At 71.3% G+C, this 258-nt stretch carries 1 pseudogene; it reads right to left on the bottom strand.

What is annotated here, in order from left to right:
• Window positions 1–24 precede the first annotated feature (24 nt).
• Window positions 25–258 (bottom strand): annotated as a pseudogene (locus AC0IX4_RS23130) (hypothetical protein); the annotation flags it as partial.

Below are 258 nucleotides of genomic sequence, written 5' to 3'. Positions count from 1 at the left end.
GAGAGTAACCACAACCGGGACCCCTCAACCGGCCCTCGAGGTCTCCCGGCCGCGCCGACTGTCCAGGTCGGCGCGCGCCCGGAGGGATCGCAACCACTCGGGACCCGGGCGAACGCTGCTCGGGGTGCGCCGGACCGGCTCGAACGAGACCTGCCCACCGGAGTTGTCGACCGAGGTCAGCGACAGTCTCGCCAGCGGCTGGTCGTCGTCGGTGCCGGGGGACTGCTCGAGCTCGATCACGAGGGGTCGGAACAGGAC

It is taken from the genome of Rhodococcus sp. AC861 (assembly GCF_979256035.1).
The sequence above is the reverse complement of the archived record's forward strand: the minus strand, read 5'-3'. Positions and strand labels throughout refer to the sequence as shown.